This is a genomic window from Flavobacterium sp. NKUCC04_CG (assembly GCF_019345525.1).
Classification (GTDB): domain Bacteria; phylum Bacteroidota; class Bacteroidia; order Flavobacteriales; family Flavobacteriaceae; genus Flavobacterium.
The window spans coordinates 167,471-183,591 of the sequence record NZ_JAHKRA010000005.1; the positions used below are offsets into that span (position 1 = coordinate 167,471).

The following is a 16,121-nucleotide window of genomic DNA, read 5'->3' on the forward strand; positions in this document are numbered from 1 at the left end:
TAAAACACCCTAAAATCAACGTTATTGACAATTGTAAATGAGTGCTGCTTTTGAACTAGTCTTTCTACATAACAGCAAGCACTATATTCATCAACAGATACAACGATTAATTTGTAATTATAAACAGGGGGAGCAAAAAGCTGAACAGCATTAAAGTCTAAATAATAATTATAGTGATTTTTTGGTATAAAAAAAGACCGTCGAAACGGTCTTTTTTTTTATTTTGAAAAGAAAAAAATTATCCTTTAGCTAAAATTTTCATTTCTTTTTCAATCATATCATAGAATTGATCAATTCTAGGCATGATGATGATTCTTGTTCTTCTGTTCTTTTGTCTGTTTTCAGGTGTATCATTAGATACTAATGGAACATAGTAACTTCTTCCTGCAGCAATCAATTGCTCTGGTTTAACACCTAAGTCATTTTGAAGTATTCTTGTGATAGAAGTAGCTCTTTTAACACTCAAATCCCAGTTGTCTTCCATCATGTTGTTTTTAATAGGCACATTATCAGTGTGACCTTCAACCATACATTCGAAATCCGGTTTACTGTTTACCACTTTAGCTACTTTTGCCAAAACTTCTTTAGCACGGTCGCTAACTACATAACTTCCGCTTTTAAATAGCAATTTATCAGCAATTGAAATAAATACAACTCCTTTTTCAACATTAACTTCGATATCTGGATCATTGAAACCAACTTCTCTTTTTAGACTGGTAACCAAAGCTAGGGTGATGGAGTCTTTCTTACTTACAGCATCTTGTAAACGCGAAATTCTCAAATCCTTTTCTTTCATACTTTCCAAAGATTTCTCTAGGTTTTGCGCTCCTTTCGATGATAAAGAAGTTAAGTTATCCATAGTGTTAAATAACTTTTCATTATCAACTTTCATCTTTTCTGCATACGTTTTCAAAGATTCTTTTTCTGTTAAACAAGTGTTTAATTTTATTGTACAAGTGTTTAATAAATCTTGAATCTCTTTGTTTTTACTTTCTAATGCAGCTATTTTCTTTTGAGAGCCACAAGAGCTCAAAGAAATTGCCAAAATAGACAATCCTAAAATGATTTTCTTCATAATGTAAAATGATTTGTTATATATGGCTAATCTATCAAAAATTGTGCTAATATTAAAATTAATTAGCACTAAACAAGTGTTAAATTATTTCATCATATTTTTTCTTATTTCTTAGGAAATACTGCTTGGCAACGCTTTTACAATCATAATAGGAGAGCAGTTGTTTGGTTGTTCTTTTTTTATAAAAATGTGCTGCTTTATAATAGAAGCCGAAATGCGCCTGCACAATGGCGAAACAGTGCTTCGGTTTTCCTTCAAATAGAAATTTAAAACCGGCTAAACCGTCCAAACACAGACGAATAAAAATAGTGCCAAACAAATGCTTTGAAGGCAAATTCTTAAGTAACATATATAAGGAGTTTCGGAAATTGAGATATGTTTTACGAGAATTTTGATAATCTAAAGTCGCTCCGCCAACGTGGTAGATGGTGGATGTTCCGCAATATAGGATTTGATGACCCGCATTTTTTGCCCGCCAACACAAATCAATTTCTTCTTGATGTGCAAAGAAATCGACATCAAAGCCATTTAAATCTTCAAAAGTGCTTTTACGAATAAAAAAGCAAGCACCAGATGCCCAAAATATTGGTACTATATCATCGTATTGCCCGTGATCCACTTCAATACTGTTAAACACCCTGCCTCGGCAATAAGGAAACCCATAAGAATCGATAAAACCTCCAGCAGCACCAGCATACTCAAATTTTGACTTGTCCTTATAATCCAAAATTTTTGGTTGAATAATCGAAACAGCTGTTTCTTTTTCAAAGAGTTCTACAATGGGAACTAACCAGTTTGTAGTTACTTCAACATCGGAGTTCACTAAGGCAAAATAGGGTTCTTCTAACTCTTTTAGCGCTATATTATAACCCTGAGCATAACCGTAGTTGTCGTTGTTCCGTATAATCTTAACCGTTGGAAAATGATTTAACACATAGGATATAGAATCGTCTGTAGAGGCATTATCGGCTAAATAAACCGTTGCAGATTGAGAATATTTCACAACGGACGGTAGAAATTCTTCTAATAATTTTTTTCCATTCCAATTTAATATGACAATAGCGATTTTTGACATTATTTATGGTTTTAAAATGTATAAAGGCAGTTCTGGCAAAAAGTGATATTGCTCCAATTCAAAATCCATTTGACAATAATAGTGATTCAATCCGTTGGTTATATATAGTAAATCGGCTTGCAACAACAAATTATATCGAGCAATCTGATCAAAGGTGTTTTGGCTTATTTTAATTTGTGGTGCCTTGCATTCTATCAATAAAAGTATAGTCCCATTAGGCTTAAACACAACCACATCGTAACGTTTTATTAAATCATTAATTTTAATGACTTTTTCAACATTTATCAATTGTTCAGGGTAATTTTTATTGTAAATCAAATCGTGTACCACGTGTTGACGGACCCATTCTTCAGGGGTTAACTGAATAAATTTTTTCCGAATGATATCAAAAATAGCTAGCTTATTTTTAGTATTTTTGAAGCGAAATTCAAATGAAGGAAAATTTAATTTTTGCATAAGACAAAGATATTTTTTCTAATGACAAAGAACAATTAAACAAAAAATATTTTGGATCAGGTAATACAAATTACAAAAGATATCAAAGCAGGAACTATTGCACCCGTTTATTTTTTAATGGGTGAAGAACCGTATTATATCGATAAATTATCTGAATTTATAGAAAAGAATATTTTGACCGAAGAGGAAAAGAGTTTTAATCAAATGGTTCTTTACGGTAGAGACGTTAGCATGCAAGAGATTATATCGAATGCCAAACGCTTTCCGTTGATGGCCGAACGCCAAGTCATTATTGTCAAGGAAGCGCAAGAATTAATCCGAACCATCGATCAACTCGACGATTATTTAGAGCATTTACAACCGACAACCGTATTGGTTTTTTGTTATAAATACAAAACCCTTGATAAACGTAAAAAAGTTTACAAAAACATTCAAAAAAAAGGGGTTCTCTACGAAAGTAAAAAATTGAGAGAATATCAAATTGAGGCTTGGTTAAAACGAGTTATTTCAGGTAAAGGATATACGATAGAGCCTAAAGCATCAGCTATGTTGGTTGAATTTTTAGGTACCGATTTAAGTAAAATAGCGAATGAACTCGATAAACTGACGATTATTTTACCCAAAGGGAGCGCAATCACAGCCGAAGTCGTAGAACACAATATAGGTATTAGCAAAGATTTCAATAATTTTGAAATGATAAAGGCCATTGTTGACCGAGATCAACTAAAAGCTTATAAAATCGCACACTATTTTGCTCAAAACAGCAAAAATAACCCGTTGGTTTTGACATTAGGACTGGTTTATTCGTATTTTTCCAAATTGTTGTTATATCATGGACTTAAAGACAAATCACCTGCTAATGTAGTTAAAAACCTTAAAATCAGCCAATATGGCTTAAAGGATTATGAAATCGGATTTAAAAATTATCCGATGCGAAAAGTGAGTCAAATCATTTCGATCCTTAAAGACATCGATTTAAAAAACAAAGGAGTAGGGGCTAGTGCTTTACCACAAGGAGACTTACTAAAGGAAATGTTAGCCAAAATTTTTAATTAATCAAGATTAGCATGAGTAAAAACTGGAATAAAAACAAAATCTTGGGATGGGCAACGCTAATTATGATAGCGATGGGAATAATTTTAATTGCCTTGGGAGCCTTTATTTACAATGAAGTTTCTGGATGGGGATTTGTTGCTGTGGGTGTTGGTTTCTTTGCAAACGCTTGGGTATTTAGCGCCTTAAAAGGAAGGGTGTAAACCCAATCTAGTAGGAATATAACACAAAAGATTGGTGTATTTCCAATCTTTTGTGTTTTTAATGATTTACAACATTTATATCATATCGTACTCCAGTTGATTGTGATACAATCTTATGGTACCGTTTTCCAAGGTAACCAAAAGTTTTCCATGTTCTGCCCACACGGCATTTGTCACTACATCACCAATATGCATCACCATTTCAGTTCCGTCCGTATTTTTCAAGTGCACATTGGATTTATCAACGACAATAATATTGGCACTGATTAATTTTATATTAAATTCCATAGGTATATTTTTCACTAATTTAATTAAAAAAAGCCTACTTTAGTTAAAGAGGCTTGGCAATTTTTTTAACCACTGAAAACCAGTATGTTCCCAGGGCACATCTTTCATAATTAGTTTGACAATGCCCAATTTAAGGCCACTCTAACGTTTTTTTTATCCTCAAAACCGAAATCTGGCTTGATTTTTTTATGCTTAAAAAATCAATGTATAAGGCTTTATTTCCTCTGATGTGATTGTATTAAAAATCAACTATTAGTAAAAGCCCCAACGGGATGATCCTATTCGCAAACGAATTGCGGTATACCTACTTAGAATAGAACTTTAAATTTCTTTTATCGCAAATAATGTGCTAATTTTGATTTTTTAGAAAAGCGAATAAAAAACCATTTTAAAAAAACACATAAAAACTAATAAAACATTGTATGTCAGACGATAAAAAAGTTATTTTTTCAATGTCGAAGCTGAGTAAAACTTATTCTTCGACCAATAAACAAGTGTTGAAAGATATTTACTTAAGCTTTTTCTACGGAGCTAAGATTGGTATTTTAGGACTTAACGGTTCAGGAAAATCCTCTTTGCTTAAAATTATTGCAGGAGTTGATAAAAATTATCAAGGAGATGTAGTTTTTGCACCGGGATATACGGTGGGTTATTTAGAACAAGAGCCTATTTTAGATGAAACCAAGACCGTTATTGAAATCGTAAAGGAAGGTGCGGCAGAAATTGTAGCTGTATTGGAAGAGTTCAATAAAATCAACGATATGTTTGGACTTCCAGAGGTTTATGAAGATGCAGATAAAATGCAAAAATTAATGGACCAACAGGCGGTTTTACAAGATAAGATCGACGCTGCTGGAGGATGGGAATTGGAAACCAAATTGGAAATTGCAATGGATGCCTTAAGAACACCAGAGCCAGATACGCCAATTAATATATTATCAGGTGGGGAGCGCAGACGTGTGGCGCTATGTCGATTGTTATTACAACAACCCGATGTTTTGTTACTAGATGAGCCTACCAACCACTTAGATGCCGAATCGGTATTGTGGTTAGAACAACATTTACAACAATATCCAGGTACTGTTATTGCCGTAACGCATGATAGATACTTTTTGGATAATGTTGCAGGTTGGATTTTAGAACTAGACCGTGGGGAAGGAATTCCATGGAAAGGAAATTACAGTTCTTGGTTAGATCAAAAATCAACCCGTTTAAGACAAGAAGAAAAAATAGCTTCTAAACGTAGGAAAAACTTAGAACGCGAATTGGATTGGGTACGCCAAGGTGCTAAAGGACGTCAAACCAAGCAAAAAGCGCGTTTACAGAATTACGACAAATTGTTAAATGAAGATCAAAAATCTTTAGAAGAGAATCTGGAAATATACATTCCAAATGGTCCTCGTTTGGGAACTCAAGTTATTGAAGCCAAACACGTATCTAAAGCTTTTGGAGATAAATTATTGTACGAAGATTTAAACTTCACTTTACCACAAGCGGGAATTGTTGGTATTATCGGACCCAACGGTGCTGGTAAATCAACTATTTTCAGAATGATCATGAACGAACAAACTCCCGATTCCGGTTCTTTTGACATCGGAGAAACGGTTAAAATTGCTTATGTAGATCAATCGCATAGCAATATTGATCCAGAAAAAACCATCTGGGAGAACTTCTGTGACGGTCAGGAATTGATCATGATGGGAGGAAGACAAGTAAACTCTAGAGCTTATTTAAGCCGTTTTAATTTCGCAGGTTCTGATCAAAACAAAAAAGTAGCTACTTTGTCCGGTGGTGAGCGTAACCGTTTGCATTTAGCCATGACCTTAAAAGAAGAAGGAAACGTCTTGTTACTCGATGAGCCTACCAACGACTTAGATGTAAATACGTTGCGTGCTTTGGAAGAAGGTTTGGATAACTTTGCCGGTTGTGCGGTAATCATTTCTCACGATAGATGGTTCCTAGATCGTGTTTGTACGCATATATTAGCGTTTGAAAACGACTCTCAAGTTTATTTCTTTGAAGGTTCCTTCTCTGAATATGAAGAAAATCGTAAAAAACGTTTTGGTGATGTAGCTCCAACACGTGTTAAATACAAAAAATTAATTCGATAGTTATTATTGCAACTGTCGCTATATTATACTAAAAAGAGGTCGTTATTTGAAATACGACCTCTTTTTTTTATGATTAAATATCTCGAATAATACCTTTGAATCAAATACGCACAACAATTTAATACAAATCAATCTTATCGTTGACCGCCTTGTAGTCGGATTTCTAAGGAATGTTTTTATTGTTGAAGCTTCAATTCTTTTAAAACTGTATTTAATAGACTATTAAACTCCTGAGGTTTTTCCAGCATGGGATAATGCCCCGTTCCCTTAATGATTACGCCGTGATAATCCTTAAAGTATTTAGTATTATTATTTATATCATGGATAGGATGTTTAATTAACTATTTAAATAGCCGCTATGTAAACTGCCCATCTAACTCAATAAAATACGGGCTTCTTCCTTAACACTAATTAGGGCAGAAGCAATAGGATTGCTATCGTTAAAAGAATGTTTAAGTAAGGCCTGACGTAAATCATTGGCATCGCGATTACTGCTTAGAGCTGCTTGCGTACGAATTTCCTGTAGCAATTTACTTTTACTGTTTCGAACGGTATTCCAAAGATTTTCGGATATGTATATTTGTTGAGATAGATTATATTCAAACTCTTGTTCTATATGTTGTACCAATAGGGTTTCATAAGCCGATTTTTCCATCGAAATTGGAGCGATTCTCACCAATAAATTTCTAAGGTCATTACGTTCTAAAAACAGCGTTAAACGTTCGTAAGCTTGTAAGCGCAAATTAAACTTATCTTTTTCCAGATTCTGTATCGGTACCGCAATCGCATCTCGCTTGTTGTTTTGCTTAACAAATTCAGAGAAATAAAAGTAGGCGATAGCTCCAGTTACTATGGCGGGAAAGGTATAAGAAAAGGTCTCTATTAAAAAATCAAACTGCATAAATTCAAACGGTTTTAGTATCTGTCAAAATAAGCAATATTTTACTAGATTATCAAAACTTTTTTATACAACTAAAAACTTGTTATAACCACCTAGGAATAGTATTTTTGACCTTTGGATCGAAACTATGCAAAACTATATAAGTCAATTGAATGAGGCGCAGCAAGCGCCTGTATTACAGAAAGATGGGCCAATGATTGTTATCGCTGGAGCAGGCTCGGGAAAAACCCGAGTTTTGACTTTGCGCATTGCCTATTTGATGAACCAAGGAGTCGATGCCTTTAATATACTTTCGCTAACCTTTACGAATAAGGCTGCACGAGAGATGAAAACGCGTATTTCTCAAATAGTGGGAAGTTCCGAAGCAAAGAATCTTTGGATGGGAACCTTTCACTCCGTATTTGCTAAAATATTGCGTTCAGAAGCTGATAAGTTAGGATATCCTTCCAATTTTACCATTTATGATTCTCAAGACAGCTTGCGACTCATCGGTCAAATTATTAAAGAGATGCAATTGGATCGTGATGTATATAAGCCCAAACAAGTATTGAGTCGCATATCCTCGTTTAAAAACAGTTTGATTACGGTTAAAGCCTATTACGACAATGCCGATTTACAAGAGGCTGATGCCATGAGTAAAAAGCCGCGTATGGGTGAGATTTACCAAAATTACGTGGACCGTTGTTTTAAATCTGGAGCGATGGACTTTGACGATTTATTATTGAAAACCAACGAACTCTTGACGCGTTTTCCCGATGTGTTAATGAAGTATCAGGATCGTTTTCGATATATCTTGGTCGATGAGTACCAAGATACCAATCATTCACAGTACTTAATCGTTCGGGCCTTATCCGATCGTTTTCAGAATATATGTGTAGTGGGTGATGACGCTCAAAGTATCTATGCTTTTCGCGGTGCGAATATCAATAATATATTAAACTTTCAAAAGGATTACGACAACGTACAAACCTATCGTTTGGAGCAAAATTACCGATCGTCTAAAAACATTGTGGAAGCTGCAAATACCATAATCGATAAAAATAAAGTCAAACTAGAGAAAATAGTATGGACTGCTAATGATTTTGGACCCAAAATAAAAGTACATCGTTCGTTAACCGACGGAGAAGAAGGTCGATTTGTTGCCGGAACCATTTTCGAAGAAAAAATGCGTAACCAACAAAAAAATGGTGATTTTGCCATTTTATATCGTACCAATGCCCAATCGCGCGCTATGGAGGATGCCTTGAGGAAACGCGATATTCCATACCGTATCTATGGTGGACTATCTTTCTACCAACGTAAAGAAATCAAAGATGTATTGAGTTATTTGCGTTTGGTCATCAACCCAAAAGATGAAGAAGCCTTGGTTCGTGTAATCAATTACCCTGCACGAGGTATCGGGCATACTACTATTGACAAATTGACTATTGCTGCCAATCACTACAAGCGGTCTATTTATGAAATTATGGAACATATCGATAAGATTGACCTTAAGATTACAGCCGGGACCAAGAATAAATTGACTGATTTTGTCAATATGATTAAGAGTTTTCAAATTTTAAATGAAAATCAAGACGCTTATTTCCTTACCGATCACGTAGCTAAAAAATCGGGTTTGGTACAAGAATTAAAAAAAGATGGTACTCCTGAGGGAATTACCAAAATGGAAAACATAGAAGAATTACTCAACGGTATTAAAGACTTTACAGAAGGGCAAAAAGAAGTAGATGGTGCACGTGGAGCTTTAAGTGAGTTTATGGAAGATGTTGCCTTAGCAACGGATTTGGATAACGATAAGGGCGATGACGACCGAGTGGCCTTAATGACCATCCACTTAGCCAAAGGACTTGAATTCCCTACCGTTTTTTGCGTTGGAATGGAAGAAGACCTATTTCCGAGCGCCATGAGTATGAGTACACGTAGTGAATTGGAAGAGGAGCGAAGACTGTTTTATGTAGCCTTAACACGTGCCGAACATCAGGCTTATTTGACTTATGCCCAATCGCGTTACCGCTGGGGGAAATTGGTAGATAGTGAGCCATCTCGTTTTATTGAAGAAATCGATTCACAATATTTGGAGTATTTAACCCCTACAGAAACGAATTATCGATACAAATCGCGTATTAATAGCGATATTTTTGGCGATGTAGACAAATCGAAATTACGCCAACAAAAACCAGAAAGCGGTACACCGCCAAGCAATCTACCACAGCAAGATAAGGTAGATTATAATATTCGTAGATTAAAACCGATGCCTTCTAACGCAATGCTTTCAGCCAAATCAGCTGTAGATTATGGCTTAGAAGTTGGGCAAATTGTCATGCACGAACGTTTTGGAAAAGGACAAATTGTAAACCTAGAAGGTGCCGGTGCAGATAAAAAGGCAGAAATCAAATTTGATGTAGGCGGGCTAAAAAAATTACTACTGAGATTTGCAAAATTGCAAATTTTAGGTTAACTTATAGGATGAATAAACACGGAATATTATGGCGAAATTTATTAAAATTTATCCCGATAACCCCAATGCAAAAGAGATTGCAAAGGTAGTAACTGTGCTGCGAAATGGCGGTCTTGTGATCTATCCGACCGATACTGTTTACGGTTTGGGATGCGATATTACCAATACTAAAGCACTGGAAAAAATAGCGCGAATCAAAGGAATTAAGTTAGACAAGGCCAATTTTTCATTTGTTTGCCACGATTTGAGCAATATATCCGATTATGTTAAACAAATAGAAACAGCCACTTTTAAAATTCTAAAACGCAGTTTACCTGGTCCATACACTTTTATTCTTCCGGGTAATAATAATTTACCTAAGGAGTTTAAAAAGAAGAAAACAGTAGGTATTCGTGTTCCCGATAACAGTATCGCTTTGGAACTGGTTCGACAATTGGGAAATCCCATTGTATCGACTTCCATTTACGATGAAGATACCTTAGTTGAATATACCACCGATCCCGAATTGATCTTTGAAAAATGGCAAAATATCGTCGATGTAGTTATTGACGGCGGATTTGGAGATAATCAACCTTCAACCATTATAGACTTATCTGGTCCTGAACCCGAAGTTATCAGAGAAGGTAAAGGAAGTATTGATATTTTCTAGAAAATAAAAGTAACCGTCTCACAACTCGAGACGGTTAAATAACCCTTTCACCATCACATCGGCACATCTTTTAGTAAGTAGCCCTAATTCATGCTATTAAGTCACTTTGTTTTATCATTAAAATTAGTTTTAAGGTATTCTTAGCACGATTTAGTCCATACAATCAATAGTGAATATAGGGTTTTATCAGATTTTAAATACCGGAAAAACCGACTATAAAAAATCCAAAGTTTACAAGGCACTACTTTTCTAATGTTGGAAGCAAGTTTTACGTTTTTTATAAAAAATTACATCTAGTCGATTGGTATTTAGCACATTTCACTTGGCATCTGGTTACTTTCAAACACTGGTATTATAATTTAGCCTCAACAATGGAACAACTCCCTGATTCGTGCGCATAATAAAACTGCGAATACGGAAATTAAAACGACTAAGATGGTTGCAAAAAAAATGGCAAAACAATAGATTACTTCCCTAAATAGAAACATTCAAAAAACAGATAAGTAGTAAAAATATTAGGCTTTTCCATTGAAGTTTGTTATTTTTGTAATCAGTTTATATTTAAAGCTAAACATATTTCACTATGAATTTACACGAATTTCAAGGTAAACAAATATTAGCAAGTTACGGAGTAAGAGTACAACGTGGCTATGTTGCTAACAATGCGGAAGAAGCGGTTGAAAAAGCAAAACAATTAACGGAAGAAACAGGTACTTCTTGGTACGTGATCAAAGCTCAAATCCACGCAGGTGGACGCGGTAAAGGTGGAGGCGTTAAATTGGCTAAAAATTTAGATCAAGTAAAAGAAATTGCTGGTCAAATTATTGGTATGGACTTAATTACTCCGCAAACTCCCCCACAAGGTAAAAAAGTAAACCGCGTTTTAGTAGCTGAAGATGTTTATTACCCTGGAGCAAGCGAACCATCTGAATTTTATATGTCTGTATTATTAGACCGTTCAAATGGACGTAACATGATTATGTATTCTACTGAAGGTGGTATGGATATCGAAGATGTTGCTGAAAACACACCGCATTTAATTTTTAAAGAAGAAGTAGATCCTAGTGTAGGACTTCAAGGATTTCAAGCAAGAAGAATTGCTTTTAACTTAGGTCTTTCTGGAAACGCTTTTAAAGAAATGGTTAAATTCGTTGATGCACTTTACAATGCTTATGTTGGAAGTGATTCATCTATGTTTGAAATTAACCCGGTATTAAAAACATCTGATGATAAAATTTTAGCTGTTGATGCTAAAGTTTCTTTAGATGACAATGCTCTTTACAGACAAAAAGAATATGCTGATATGCGTGATATCTCTGAGGAAAACCCAATAGAGGTAGAAGCAAAAGAAGTAGGTTTAAACTATGTTGATTTAGATGGTACTGTTGGATGTATGGTAAACGGAGCTGGTTTGGCGATGGCTACTATGGATTTAATTAAATATGCCGGTTTTGAACCAGCTAACTTCTTGGACGTAGGTGGAACTGCAGATGCTAAACGTGTTGAAACGGCTTTCCGCATTATCTTAAAAGATCCAAATGTTAAAGCAATTTTGATTAACATTTTTGGAGGAATCGTTCGTTGTGACCGTGTTGCTCAAGGTGTTGTTGACGCTTATAAAAACATGGGAGACACTATTAAAGTGCCAATCATTGTACGTCTTCAAGGTACCAATGCAGAAATTGCAAAAGAATTAATCGATAACTCAGGTATGCCAATTTTATCTGCAGTAGAATTTCAAGAAGCTGCTGACCAAGTTAAAGCTGCTTTATCTTAATCGATAAACTATTATATTTAAAAAGCCCAAATCTTATGATTTGGGCTTTTTTATTTATTATATAAAAAAAGGGCCCTTTTGAGTTAATTCACAAAGGGCCCTTTTATATTTTTTATTGAAACGAATCACAACATGTTTAAATTGATTTATTCGTTGTCTTTCTTCTTCGGTTTTCCATTATTATATTTAATGTTTCCAAGTGGATTAAATTTTTTATTTTTTAAATCACCCTTTTTATCCTTTGATTTAGAAAAGGTTTTTGGTTTTGATGGAGGAGGAGTAGCTGTACTCGCTCTTCTATCTTTATTATCAAAATCTTTAGGAGGGGTTGCTTTATGAGTTTTTATTACATCAAGCGGAACTTTAGGTTCTTCTTTAGTGCCTCTCAAATGTATAACCAATGCATTTAAAAAATTGCGCAATACCTGATCACCACATTCCACATACTTTGGATGTTCTGGAGCTCTAAAAAAATTCCCGATTTCTCCTTTAGAGATTCTAAAATCTACCAATTCCAGAATTTCTATGATTTGATCATCGCGCAATTGTAAAGCAACACGTAATTTTTTAAATATATCGTTATTTGTCATCATCGAAATTAGTTTTTACAAAAGTACGATTTTTATGTCTATTTTTCTATAAGTCTATACGCATAACTGCATCGACGCTCATCACATTTTTTCCTTTAAAATTTTAATTTCATCTCGAAGTTTAGCGGCTTGCATAAAATCCAAATCCTTAGCAGCTACTTCCATGGCTTTGCGCTTTTCGCGAATTGCTTTTTCGATCTCTGTCTTAGACATGTATTTTAGACTATTTTCAGCAACCGCGGCAAAATGTGTCGTTGGATCGGAAAGTAAATCCTTAGTCAATTCTCCGGAAATTTTTTTATTTAGCGCTTTCGGTTCTAAACCGTGCTCGATATTATAGGTGTGTTGTTTTGTGCGTCTGTATTCCGTTTCATCTAAGGTTTTCTGCATACTATCTGTGATTTTATCAGCATACATAATCGCCCTACCGTTGATGTTTCGCGCTGCACGACCAACCGTTTGAGTCAAAGACCGATGGCTGCGCAAAAAGCCTTCTTTGTCGGCATCCAAAATGGCAACCAAAGACACTTCTGGTAAATCCAAACCTTCCCTTAATAAATTGACTCCTATCAATACATCAAAAATGCCCTTTCTAAGATCTTGCATAATCTCGACACGCTCTAAGGTATCGATATCCGAATGTATATAACGACATCGAATAGACATACGATCCAAGTATTTTGCCAATTCCTCCGCCATTCTCTTGGTTAAGGTGGTTACTAGAACCCGTTCGTCTGCTTCGACACGTTTTTGAATTTCTTCAATCAAATCATCAATCTGGTTTAAACTAGGACGTACTTCAATAATCGGGTCTAACAATCCAGTGGGCCGAATTACTTGCTCCACAAATACACCTTCACATTTTTCCAATTCGTAATTAGCAGGAGTAGCCGAAACGTAAATCACTTGATTCTGCATGCTTTCAAACTCCTCAAATTTCAAGGGCCTGTTATCCATAGCCGCAGGTAGTCTAAAACCATATTCAACCAGGTTTTCTTTACGCGATCGATCACCTCCATACATCGCGTGAACTTGCGAAATAGTCACGTGACTTTCGTCAACAACCATCAAATAATCACTGGGAAAATAATCCAACAAACAAAATGGTCTAGTTCCAGGCATACGCCCATCCAAATACCTAGAATAGTTTTCTATACCCGAACAGTATCCCAGTTCCCGAATCATTTCTAAGTCAAAATTGGTACGCTCTTCCAATCTTTTGGCTTCCAAATGCTTTCCAATTTCCTTAAAATAATCTACTTGTTTAACCAAATCCTGCTGAATTTCCCAAATGGCATTTTGTAATACATCAGGTGAAGTCACAAACATATTCGCAGGATAAATATTTAATTGCGTATATTTCTCAATTACCTGAGAGTCTTTAGGGTTAAAAACTTCAATATCCTCAATTTCATCCCCAAAAAAGTGAATGCGAAAAGGGTTATCGGCATAGCTAGGAAAAACTTCTACCGTATCTCCCTTTATTCGAAAGGTTCCCGGGGTAAAATCAGCTTCGGTTCGCGAATACAAACTCTGCACCAAACGATGTAAAAATTGGGTACGACTGATTACTTGGTCCAACTCAATACTCACGACATTTTTCTGAAATTCAATCGGATTACCAATACCGTATAGACAGGAAACTGAAGCTACAACAATAATATCGCGTCTTCCAGACAAAAGCGATGAAGTAGTACTTAACCTCATTTTTTCCAACTCTTCATTAATCGAAAGGTCTTTTTCTATATAAGTTCCCGTTACCGGTATAAAAGCTTCCGGCTGATAGTAATCGTAATACGACACAAAATATTCTACCGCGTTATTGGGGAAAAATTGTTTAAACTCCGAATAGAGCTGGGCCGCTAAAGTTTTATTATGAGCTAAAACCAAAGTAGGTTTTTGTACTTCTTGAATAACATTGGCAATAGTAAATGTTTTCCCAGAGCCCGTAACACCGAGTAAAGTCTGGTATTTTTCTTGATCTAGTATGCCCTGTGTTAGTTTCTGTATGGCACTTGGCTGGTCACCAGTAGGTTGGTAATCCGATACTACTTTAAATTCCATAGGGCTAATTTTTTCAAAATTAAGTAATAATCCTAAAAGAAAGGTATAAAAAAAGCGCAAGTCTAACTTGCGCTTTTTCAAATAATATTATAAAATTCTAACGAATTATTTTACTTTGAAAACTACTCTACGAGCAATTTCACGAGCTTTGTTAGAAGATTTTTCAACTGAATCATCGATTCCGTTACCTTTTACAGAAATTTTAGAAGCAGCAACACCTGATTTTTCTAAAATATTTTTCACTGCAGTAGCACGTTTTTCAGACAATTGTTTGTTGTAGTTAGAGTTTCCTCCTACAGCATCAGCATATCCAATTACTTCAACAGAAGAAGAAGGATTACTTCTCAAATAAGTCACGATAAAGTTCATACCTTCAGTAGAAGCTGCAGTAGGTTGAGATTTGTTAAAATCAAAGTATACAGCAACGTATCCTTTGTTTATCAATTCTTTTACTAACGCACTGTCTTCAACAGTCATAGTTTCAACTTTTTGTTTTCCGTATTTCTCCTCTAAATAAGATTCGAAACTGTCTGGAATACCGTTGTTATTTTTGTCAATTGATCTACCTTTAACATCAACCATAGCTCCAGCAGGAGTATTTGGTTCTTGATCTAAATAATCTGCAACACCATCGTTGTCAGAGTCCATCATTTTATTCTCAACATCAGTTAATCTGTTGTCTAGTTCAGCCAACTTGTTGGTAGAAGAATCTCCATAATACCAGTCAGCATGAGTTCCATGTGCACCTAAGTAGATAGAAAGACCTAAAGTCGCATTATAAAGATTTCCTTGTAAACCTCTAGCACTTGATACATCTGTATAACCGTCATAACTATGGTTTTGTTGAGCATTTTTAATCATCGTAAAGTCTGCATTTAAAGCAACTCTTTCAGATAATTTCAACTGCCCTGTAATACCTGCCATAACGTTAGCCATTTGGTCGGTTCCTTTAAAACCATCGCTAGTCATCCAAGAATAACCAGCACCAGCGTGAGCTTGTATGTTTAATACTTTAGTCCACTCTTCAAAATTAAAAACTCTACCTAAGTTAACTACCCCTTGTAAGCTAGTTCTATAGTATTGAGTTTCAAATTTTTTACTGTCATCAGCATTTTCAATCTTGTCATACCCAAAATCAGCTTTAACACCGAATTTGTTGTTAAACATGTAACGAACTCCTCCATCAGCATGGATAAACCCAAAAGTATCTGCGAAATACCCTGAAGTGAAAGGTTCAGTAGGTTTTGTTAAACCTGCATTTAAGTCAACTGACCATTTGTTGTAAGGGCGCTCTTGTGCATTCATTGATCCGAAGGCAAGAACTGTAGCTAATACTGGTAATGCAATTTTTTTCATATTTTCTTTTTTTTAATAATTACTCCTTAAAGTAAAATCATAACTTTAAGGTGTTGTTACTACTG

General features: G+C 35.2%; 14 protein-coding genes. 6 read left to right on the top strand and 8 right to left on the bottom strand.

Annotated elements, in window-relative coordinates; all coding sequences use genetic code 11:
• Positions 1 to 238: 238 nt before the first annotated feature.
• The 3 genes from KO524_RS05825 to KO524_RS05835 all read right to left on the bottom strand — a co-directional run bounded on the left by KO524_RS05825 (position 239) and on the right by KO524_RS05835 (position 2,606).
• Positions 239 to 1,075: an OmpA family protein gene (locus KO524_RS05825; RefSeq protein WP_219291609.1), complete on the bottom strand. Its 837-nt coding sequence runs from the start codon at positions 1,073 to 1,075 to the stop codon at positions 239 to 241.
• Between the two features lie 79 nt (positions 1,076 to 1,154).
• Positions 1,155 to 2,150: a glycosyltransferase family 2 protein gene (locus KO524_RS05830; protein ID WP_219291612.1), complete on the bottom strand. Its 996-nt coding sequence runs from the start codon at positions 2,148 to 2,150 to the stop codon at positions 1,155 to 1,157.
• Between the two features lie 3 nt (positions 2,151 to 2,153).
• Positions 2,154 to 2,606, bottom strand: coding sequence for a type I restriction enzyme HsdR N-terminal domain-containing protein (locus KO524_RS05835; RefSeq protein ID WP_219291615.1), 453 nt, complete (start codon positions 2,604 to 2,606; stop codon positions 2,154 to 2,156).
• A gap of 51 nt (positions 2,607 to 2,657) precedes the next feature.
• Here KO524_RS05835 and holA point away from each other — a divergent pair, with 51 nt between their 5' ends.
• Positions 2,658 to 3,662 (top strand): DNA polymerase III subunit delta, encoded by a 1,005-nt coding sequence (gene holA / locus KO524_RS05840; RefSeq protein WP_219291618.1) that lies wholly within the window; start codon positions 2,658 to 2,660, stop codon positions 3,660 to 3,662.
• A gap of 11 nt (positions 3,663 to 3,673) precedes the next feature.
• Complete coding sequence (locus KO524_RS05845; RefSeq protein WP_219291619.1) at positions 3,674 to 3,862, top strand: CAL67264 family membrane protein; 189 nt, start codon at positions 3,674 to 3,676, stop codon at positions 3,860 to 3,862.
• Positions 3,863 to 3,937: 75 nt separating this feature from the next.
• Here KO524_RS05845 and KO524_RS05850 read toward each other — a convergent pair whose 3' ends face one another.
• Positions 3,938 to 4,150 carry a hypothetical protein gene (locus KO524_RS05850; protein ID WP_219291621.1) on the bottom strand — a complete coding sequence of 71 codons (213 nt, stop codon included), beginning with the start codon at positions 4,148 to 4,150 and terminating at the stop codon, positions 3,938 to 3,940.
• A gap of 422 nt (positions 4,151 to 4,572) precedes the next feature.
• Here KO524_RS05850 and ettA point away from each other — a divergent pair, with 422 nt between their 5' ends.
• Positions 4,573 to 6,261, top strand: a complete 1,689-nt coding sequence (ettA, locus tag KO524_RS05855) for an energy-dependent translational throttle protein EttA (protein ID WP_219291627.1) — start codon at positions 4,573 to 4,575, stop codon at positions 6,259 to 6,261.
• 373 nt (positions 6,262 to 6,634) lie between these two features.
• On the opposite strand, the gene KO524_RS05860 is transcribed toward ettA, so the two are convergent.
• Positions 6,635 to 7,162, bottom strand: a complete 528-nt coding sequence (locus KO524_RS05860) for a hypothetical protein (protein WP_219291630.1) — start codon at positions 7,160 to 7,162, stop codon at positions 6,635 to 6,637.
• A 127-nt stretch (positions 7,163 to 7,289) separates the two neighbouring features.
• On the opposite strand from KO524_RS05860, the gene KO524_RS05865 reads away from it, so the two are divergent.
• From KO524_RS05865 to sucC, 3 genes are all read left to right on the top strand, one after another.
• On the top strand, positions 7,290 to 9,620 hold the full coding sequence (locus KO524_RS05865) for an ATP-dependent helicase (protein WP_219291633.1): 2,331 nt from the start codon (positions 7,290 to 7,292) through the stop codon (positions 9,618 to 9,620).
• Between the two features lie 28 nt (positions 9,621 to 9,648).
• The gene (locus KO524_RS05870; RefSeq protein ID WP_219291641.1) at positions 9,649 to 10,269 is read left to right on the top strand and encodes an L-threonylcarbamoyladenylate synthase; all 621 of its coding nucleotides are present in this window, start codon (positions 9,649 to 9,651) and stop codon (positions 10,267 to 10,269) included.
• Between the two features lie 583 nt (positions 10,270 to 10,852).
• Positions 10,853 to 12,046 (top strand): ADP-forming succinate--CoA ligase subunit beta, encoded by a 1,194-nt coding sequence (gene sucC, locus KO524_RS05875; RefSeq protein WP_219291642.1) that lies wholly within the window; start codon positions 10,853 to 10,855, stop codon positions 12,044 to 12,046.
• Positions 12,047 to 12,192: 146 nt separating this feature from the next.
• On the opposite strand, the gene KO524_RS05880 is transcribed toward sucC, so the two are convergent.
• The 3 genes from KO524_RS05880 to KO524_RS05890 form a co-directional block, all read right to left on the bottom strand.
• Positions 12,193 to 12,636, bottom strand: coding sequence for a DUF1456 family protein (locus KO524_RS05880; protein ID WP_219291817.1), 444 nt, complete (start codon positions 12,634 to 12,636; stop codon positions 12,193 to 12,195).
• Positions 12,637 to 12,717: 81 nt separating this feature from the next.
• Positions 12,718 to 14,700 (bottom strand): excinuclease ABC subunit UvrB, encoded by a 1,983-nt coding sequence (gene uvrB / locus KO524_RS05885; protein WP_219291648.1) that lies wholly within the window; start codon positions 14,698 to 14,700, stop codon positions 12,718 to 12,720.
• 105 nt (positions 14,701 to 14,805) lie between these two features.
• Positions 14,806 to 16,056: an OmpA family protein gene (locus KO524_RS05890; RefSeq protein WP_219291651.1), complete on the bottom strand. Its 1,251-nt coding sequence runs from the start codon at positions 16,054 to 16,056 to the stop codon at positions 14,806 to 14,808.
• Between the last annotated feature and the right edge of the window lie 65 nt (positions 16,057 to 16,121).